Origin of the sequence: Mycobacterium sp. E1386 (assembly GCF_001672745.1) — a bacterium.
GTDB lineage: Bacteria > Actinomycetota > Actinomycetes > Mycobacteriales > Mycobacteriaceae > Mycobacterium.
The window spans coordinates 1-6,682 of the sequence record NZ_LZKH01000257.1 but is presented as its reverse complement, the minus strand read 5'-3'; the positions used below and the strand labels follow the sequence as shown (position 1 = coordinate 6,682).

Here is a 6,682-nt window from a genome sequence, read left to right as displayed (position 1 = left end):
TGCCGGTGTTGATGCCCCAGTTGCCGCCCGACTCGCAACGGGCTACCTGGTCCCATTCGCCGTCGGTGGCCGCGGCCGCCTGGCCGGCCAGAGCGATGCTGCCGCCACCGAGGACCGCCCCGGTGACGGCGATCTTGGCGACGCTGATGTTTGACGTGCTGGGCTTACGGTGACGTCCACTCATAGGCCGTGAAGGATCCTCTCGTGTCACGCGCCTGCGAGGTCAGCTGTCGGGTTCGGGTTGGAGAGGCCACCCGGCCGTCATCGAACTCAGTGCGTATCCACTGCGAAACGACGTCGGCTTCACCCCAAGGGGCCGCATGCGGCCCCAGTCCGATCACGGTGGACCGGTGGGTCCCCCGCCTCCATCCACGTAGGTCGGTGGGCCCCTGCCTATTGGATGGAGCTCGGCGCGATAGGGAGGGGAGGTCCGCCAATTCGGTTGTCTTGGCGAGCCTTCGGAGAAACGTAGCGGTTTCTGTTGGTCCCGTCACGTTCTGCGAAACCCGGCGTTTCCCTCTCGGCCATGTGCGAAAACCCGAGGAACACGCGGCATTCACGCAGGTCACTGAGCTCGATATCGGAGCGTGATTGTGCCGTTATCATTCCGTTACGTGACGCATTTCACAGTTTTAGCCGCCGGCGAAAGGCGGTAGAACGTCGATCGTGTTGCCGGCGCGTAACGTTGCGGTCTCGTCGCGGACCGCGACCCCGTCGCACAGGTAGGAGCATCTGCTCAACACGTCGGCGAGTCGAGACCCCCGGACGGCGAGGCGCCCAACCAGCTCGGCCACCGTCGTTCCCGGGCGTACCACCAGCGTCTCCGACTCGGCCCCCGCAGCTGCCCGCGCGGCCGCGAAATAGCGCACGGTCACCTGAATCCCGTCTTGCTGAACGGCGGCCTGACCCATCGGGCTAGCCACCGATCGCACTCATCGGACGGTCGGGCTGGATGAAGTTCGGGTCGTTGATGCCGTGACCGGCCGGCTTGCCCCACATCGCGACGCGCCACGCCGACTCGATCGCGTCGTCGGACGCACCGCCGCGCAGCAGGGTTCGCAGATCGGTTTCCACGGCCGAGAACAGGCAGCTGCGCACCTGGCCATCGGCCGTCAGGCGGGTGCGGTCACACGCCGAGCAGAACGCGTGGGAAACCGACGCGATGACGCCGAACTTCCCGCTGGGCGTGCCCGGGCCGGTGTCGACCAGCCACAGCTCGGCGGGCGCCGAGCCGCGCGGCGCCGGGTCGGGACGGAGCCGAAAGTGCGGGCGCAGCGCGTCGAGCACGTCGTCGGCGCTCAGCGCCGCGCCCCGGCGCCACTGGTGCCCGGCATCGAGCGGCATCTGCTCGATGACCCGCAATTGATAGCCGTAATCGAGGCAGAACCGCAGCAGCGCGACGACGTCCTCGCGACCGGTGACGGGGTCGAGCACGGCATTGACCTTGACCGGCGTCAAGCCCGCGTCGTGGGCGGCGGCCAGGCCGGCGAGCACCTCGTCGAGCCGGTTCCGTCGGGTGATCGCCGCGAAATGGTCGGGGTCCACGGTGTCCATCGAGACGTTGACGCGATTCAGGCCCGCCTGGGCGAGCGCGGCGGCCCGCCGTGCCAGCCCGACGCCGTTAGTGGTCAGCGAAATCTCTGGGCGCGGCCGCAGGCCGGCCGCCGCCGCGACCACTTCTTCGAGGTGTCGCACCAACAGTGGCTCGCCGCCGGTGAACCGCACGCTGGTCACCCCTAAACGGGTGACGGCGATGTGCATGAGCCGAGCCAATTCATCGGGGCGGAGCAGGTGCTCGCCGGGCAGCCAGTCCAGGCCTTCGGCCGGCATGCAGTAGGTGCAGCGCAGGTTGCAGCGGTCGGTCAGCGAGACGCGCAGGTCGGTGGCGACGCGCCCGTAGGTGTCGACCAACGGACCCGCGGTCGGCGCGTCCCGCGCGGCCTCACCGCCGGTGCGGCCGGGCACGGTGGGTAGGCCCAGTGCGGTCGGCGTCATGCTGCCGCCGGGAGGTAGTGGGACGGTGAACTGACCGGGACGATCTGCTTGCCCAGGGGCATCAACGAAACCGGGATCAGCTTGAGGTTGGCCAGCGCGAGCGGGATGCCGACGATGGTGACCGCCATCGCCAGCGCGCTGATCAGGTGACCGATCGCCAGCCATAGGCCGAACAACAGCACCCAGATGACGTTGCCGATCAGGGCCCCCGTTCCGGCTGTGGGTTTGTCGACGATCGTGCGGCCGAACGGCCACAACGCGTACGAGGCGATACGCAGCGACGCGAAGCCGAACGGGATGGTGATGATCAGCAGGAAGCTGACGAGCGCCGCAACCACGTATCCGGCGGCCATCCACAGGCCGCCGAACACGAGCCAGATGACGTTCAGGATCAGGCGCATATCTCCTCCACCGGTAATACCCAGCGTACCGAGTGGGCAATAACGGGGGTGCTCGCGAGGCAGGCACCCGAGTAGGATCTACAGACCAAACGGCGTCCTGCGCAGGCGGGACGCTTATTGTGTTGGCCATTCAATTGATCCGTTAGACAAGCAGGTGAGACCAGTGCCGACCGGCAAGGTTAAGTGGTACGACGCCGACAAGGGGTTTGGGTTCCTGTCGCAAGAGGACGGCGAAGATGTGTACGTCCGCTCGTCGGCGTTGCCCGCTGGGGTCGAGGGGCTCAAAGCGGGCCAGCGCGTGGAGTTCGGGATCGCCTCCGGGCGGCGCGGACCGCAAGCGTTGAGCCTCAAGCTGATCGAGCCGCCGCCCAGCCTCACCAAGTCCCAAGGCCGCCGCGAGACGCCCGTCGAGCACAAACACAGTCCGGACGAACTGCACGGCATGGTCGAGGACATGATCACGCTGCTGGAGGGCGCCGTGCAGCCCGAGTTGCGCAAGGGGCGCTACCCGGACCGCAAGACGGCACGACGGGTTTCCGAGGTGGTGCGGGCGGTCGCCCGGGAACTCGACGCCTAGCTCGTTCGGCGCCGGGCGCCCGGGTGCCGCCTCCCTGCGCGGAAGGGGTGAGGAAGTGGCGGTCACGGGGTATTCCCACCTCGCCACAGTCGTCGAGCGAGGAGGCTGCGATGGCACAGCAAGCGCACGTCACCGAGGAGCAAGCGAGGGCGCTGGCCGAGGAGTCTCGCGAAACCGGTTGGGATAAACCATCTTTCGCGAAAGAGCTGTTTCTCGGCCGGTTTCCGTTGGAGCTCATCCACCCGTTTCCCAAACCATCCGATGCCGACGAGGCGCGCACCCGCGCGTTTCTCGACAAGTTGCGCGACTTCCTCCGCAGCGTTGACGGCAGCGTGATCGAACGCGACGCGCAAATTCCCGACGAGTATGTGAAGGGGCTAGCCGAGCTGGGCTGTTTCGGCATGAAGATTCCGTCGGAATACGGCGGCCTGAACATGTCACAAGTGGCCTACAACCGGGCGCTGATGATGGTTTCGTCCGTTCATCCCAGCCTCGGTGCGCTGTTGTCGGCCCATCAGTCGATCGGAGTGCCGGAGCCGCTCAAACTCGCCGGCACCCCGGAGCAGAAGAAGAAGTTCTTGCCCCGGTGTGCCGCGGGCGCCATATCGGCGTTTCTGCTGACCGAACCGGACGTCGGCTCCGATCCGGCACGGCTGGCCTCAACAGCAACACCCGTCGAAGATGGGACCGCCTACGAACTCGACGGCGTGAAGTTGTGGACCACCAACGGCGTGGTCGCCGAACTGCTGGTCGTCATGGCCCGGGTGCCCCGCAGCGATGGGCACCGCGGTGGCATCAGCGCGTTCGTTGTCGAGGCCGATTCCCCCGGGATCACCGTGGAGCGGCGCAACAAATTCATGGGATTGCGCGGCATCGAGAACGGGGTCACCAGGCTGCACCGCGTTCGGGTGCCGAGCGAAAATTTGATCGGCCGCGAGGGCGACGGATTGAAGATCGCGCTGACCACGCTCAACGCCGGGCGGCTGTCGATTCCGGCGAACGCGACGGGTTCGTCCAAGTGGGGCCTGAAGGTGGCGCGCGAGTGGGCGGGGGAGCGCGTGCAATGGGGCAAGCCGCTGGCCGAGCACGAAGCGGTGGCCCACAAGATCTCGTTCATCGCGGCGACCAACTATGCGCTCGACGCGGTGCTCGAGCTCTCCGGGCAGATGGCCGACGAAGGGCGCAACGACATCCGGATCGAGGCGGCCTTGGCCAAGCTGTGGTCCAGCGAGATGGCGTGCATCATCGCGGACGAGGTCATGCAGATCCGCGGTGGTCGCGGCTATGAGACGGCGGAGTCGCTGGCCGCGCGCGGCGAACGCGCGGTGCCGGTCGAACAGGTATCGCGCGACCTGCGGATCAATCGCATCTTCGAAGGATCCAGCGAGATCATGAGGCTGCTCATCGCCCGGGAGGCGGTCGATGCCCACCTGTCTGCGGCCGGTGACCTCGCGAAGCCTGACGCTGGTTTGCGGCAGAAGGCCGCGGCGGCGGTCGGCGCCAGCGGATTCTACGCAAAGTGGTTGCCCCAGCTCGTTTTTGGAGAAGGCCAGCGACCCAGGGCCTACAGCGAATTCGGACCGCTGGCCTCGCACCTGCGGTTCGTCGAACGCTCCAGTCGCAAGCTGGCCCGCAACACCTTCTACGGAATGGCGCGGTGGCAAGCCAAACTGGAGCAGCGCCAGGGTTTCCTGGGGCGCATCGTCGACGTCGGTGCCGAGCTGTTCGCGATGTCCGCGGCCTGCGTGCGGGCCGAGGCCCAGCGCGCCGTCGACCCGGCGGTCGGTCAACAGGCCTACGAGTTGGCCGATACGTTTTGCCGGCAGGCCGCCCTGCGGGTCGAGGCGCTGTTCGACGCATTGTGGACCAATACCGACGACTGCGACGTCCGGCTGACCCGCGAGGTGGTTGGGAGCCGTTACACCTGGCTCGAGGACGGCATCATCGACCAGTCGGAGGGCACTGGCCCGTGGATCGCCCACTGGGAGCAGGGCGCATCAACCGAAACGAATCTGGCCCGGCGGTTTCTGGGTTCCTAGCCGACATTCGAGCGAAACAAGGGGAATATGGCCACCTATGTTGCCGGCGCGGGTGAATTCACCCGCGACACCAACTACATCACCACCCGCATCACCGCCGATGGGCGAGACGGCTATCCCGTTGAGCCGGGCCGGTATCGGCTGATTGTCGCCAGAGCGTGCCCCTGGGCCAACCGGGCCATCATCGTCCGGCGTCTGCTTGGCCTGGAAAGCGTTCTCTCCATTGGCTTTTGCGGACCGACCCATGACGAACGCAGTTGGACGTTCGATCTCGATCCGGGCGGGGTCGACCCCGTGTTGAAGATCCCGCGGCTACAGGACGCCTACTTCAAGCGCTTCCCCGACTACCCGAAAGGCATCACGGTCCCCGCGATCGTCGACGTCCCGTCTGGTGCGGTCGTCACGAATGATTTCGCGCAGATGACCTTGGATTTCTCGACGGAATGGGCCGCCTACCACCGCGACGGTGCGCCCGAGCTGTACCCCGAACGGCTGCGCGCCGAGATCGACGAGGTGAACAAGCGGGTTTACACCGAGATCAACAACGGCGTGTATCGGTGCGGCTTCGCCGGATCGCAACAGTCCTATGACGCCGCATACGACCGGCTGTTCGCCGCGTTGGATTGGGTTAGCGATCGCTTGGCCGATCAGCGATATCTGGTGGGCGACACCATAACTGAGGCCGACGTGCGGCTGTTCACCACGCTCGCCCGCTTCGACCCGGTCTACCACGGGCACTTCAAGTGCAACCGAAGCAAACTGAGCGAGATGCCGGTGTTGTGGGCGTATGCGCGCGATCTGTTCCAGACGCCCGGGTTCGGCGACACCATCGATTTCGTTCAGATCAAGCAGCACTACTACATCGTGCACGCCGACATCAACCCCACCCGCATCGTGCCCAAGGGTCCGGACCTGACGGGCTGGCTGTCACCGCATGGTCGAGAGGCATTGGGAGGAAAGCCTTTCGGGGATGGGACACCGCCCGGGACGCCGGTCGAAGGGGAGCGGGTGCCTGCCGGACACGGTGCCTGACCGGGCCGGGGAGCTTCGGCCTCGGCGCTCAATAGTTCAGGCGCACAGACCATTCCGCGTGCGGGACGTCGCGCAGCTCACCGGCCGGGTCCACCACGAGCGTCAGCAACTGCACGACTATCCCGACCAGCCGCCCGCGGTGCGGGTCGACCGGGGGGATGGTGACGGCGAAGCGGGTGTTCGGCCGAAAGATGGTGCTGGTGGTGTTGGTTGGGTCCTCGTACACCTGTAGCAAACGCCAGGGCGCCCGGTAGATCGCGTCGGGCACCGAGAGCTGCACCGGGTAGCGCTCACTGACCTTCAGCTCGCCCTGGGCTTGCGGCGTGTCACATTGGTCGAGGTTGAGCACGCTGCAGTACAGGTAGGGCCCCACCCTCGCGAGGTGGCCGTGTGAATACGCGCTGATCTCCGGGCGCTGCGGGCCGGACGGACGCGCCAGCAGCCAGGTGCCGACCCCGACGGCCACGCACAACAGAGTCATCAGGCCGGCGAGCAGCACGGCCACGCCGCGTTTCACTCAGGCACCACCGCCGGGCTGCCGCGGCGCACGCCCTCCTGCTCGACCATGACCGGCCTATTACCTCCGAGGCCCGGAATCAGTGAATTCCCTTGGAAGCTGACCAGTGTCTGCGCCAACC

Annotated in this window: 9 protein-coding genes and 1 riboswitch; of the genes, 3 read left to right on the top strand and 6 right to left on the bottom strand. The window is 66.6% G+C overall.

Annotation, left to right across the window (positions count from 1 at the left end; genetic code table 11):
- From A5709_RS26095 to A5709_RS26080, 4 genes are all read right to left on the bottom strand, one after another.
- Nucleotides 1-184 (bottom strand): transglycosylase family protein (locus A5709_RS26095; RefSeq protein ID WP_197520241.1); only part of this gene is annotated, 184 nt, incomplete at its 3' end.
- 12 nt (nucleotides 185-196) lie between these two features.
- Nucleotides 197-423, bottom strand: a riboswitch (cyclic di-AMP (ydaO/yuaA leader).
- A 209-nt stretch (nucleotides 424-632) separates the two neighbouring features.
- The gene (locus tag A5709_RS26090) at nucleotides 633-911 is read right to left on the bottom strand and encodes a MoaD/ThiS family protein (protein WP_067943024.1); all 279 of its coding nucleotides are present in this window, start codon (nucleotides 909-911) and stop codon (nucleotides 633-635) included.
- Between the two features lie 4 nt (nucleotides 912-915).
- A complete protein-coding gene (moaA, locus tag A5709_RS26085) occupies nucleotides 916-1,995 on the bottom strand; it encodes a GTP 3',8-cyclase MoaA (RefSeq protein ID WP_068012428.1) in 1,080 nt (359 codons plus the stop codon).
- A complete protein-coding gene (locus A5709_RS26080) occupies nucleotides 1,992-2,396 on the bottom strand; it encodes a YccF domain-containing protein (protein WP_068123595.1) in 405 nt (134 codons plus the stop codon). The genes moaA and A5709_RS26080 overlap by 4 nt, the downstream gene beginning before the upstream one ends.
- A 163-nt stretch (nucleotides 2,397-2,559) precedes the next feature.
- Between A5709_RS26080 and A5709_RS26075 the strand changes: the two genes are divergently transcribed.
- The 3 genes from A5709_RS26075 to A5709_RS26065 all read left to right on the top strand — a co-directional run bounded on the left by A5709_RS26075 (nucleotide 2,560) and on the right by A5709_RS26065 (nucleotide 6,044).
- On the top strand, nucleotides 2,560-2,973 hold the full coding sequence (locus A5709_RS26075) for a cold-shock protein (protein ID WP_067943014.1): 414 nt from the start codon (nucleotides 2,560-2,562) through the stop codon (nucleotides 2,971-2,973).
- Between the two features lie 110 nt (nucleotides 2,974-3,083).
- Nucleotides 3,084-5,012, top strand: a complete 1,929-nt coding sequence (locus A5709_RS26070; RefSeq protein WP_068123593.1) for an acyl-CoA dehydrogenase family protein — start codon at nucleotides 3,084-3,086, stop codon at nucleotides 5,010-5,012.
- A 27-nt stretch (nucleotides 5,013-5,039) separates the two neighbouring features.
- Nucleotides 5,040-6,044: a glutathione S-transferase family protein gene (locus A5709_RS26065; RefSeq protein ID WP_067943009.1), complete on the top strand. Its 1,005-nt coding sequence runs from the start codon at nucleotides 5,040-5,042 to the stop codon at nucleotides 6,042-6,044.
- Between the two features lie 28 nt (nucleotides 6,045-6,072).
- On the opposite strand, the gene A5709_RS26060 is transcribed toward A5709_RS26065, so the two are convergent.
- Nucleotides 6,073-6,561, bottom strand: a complete 489-nt coding sequence (locus tag A5709_RS26060) for a DUF2771 domain-containing protein (protein ID WP_082948247.1) — start codon at nucleotides 6,559-6,561, stop codon at nucleotides 6,073-6,075.
- Nucleotides 6,558-6,682 (bottom strand): hypothetical protein (locus A5709_RS29030; protein ID WP_231987077.1); only part of this gene is annotated, 125 nt, incomplete at its 5' end. The genes A5709_RS29030 and A5709_RS26060, both read right to left, overlap by 4 nt.

What these genes read in the sequence shown, in the direction of transcription:
- A5709_RS26090 (WP_067943024.1), bottom strand. Translation starts at nt 911, where the DNA reads ATGGGTCAGGCCGCCGTTCAGCAAGACGGGATTCAGGTGACCGTGCGC.
- moaA (WP_068012428.1), bottom strand. Translation starts at nt 1,995, where the DNA reads ATGACGCCGACCGCACTGGGCCTACCCACCGTGCCCGGCCGCACCGGC.
- A5709_RS26080 (WP_068123595.1), bottom strand. Translation starts at nt 2,396, where the DNA reads ATGCGCCTGATCCTGAACGTCATCTGGCTCGTGTTCGGCGGCCTGTGG.
- A5709_RS26070 (WP_068123593.1), top strand. Translation starts at nt 3,084, where the DNA reads ATGGCACAGCAAGCGCACGTCACCGAGGAGCAAGCGAGGGCGCTGGCC.
- A5709_RS26065 (WP_067943009.1), top strand. Translation starts at nt 5,040, where the DNA reads ATGGCCACCTATGTTGCCGGCGCGGGTGAATTCACCCGCGACACCAAC.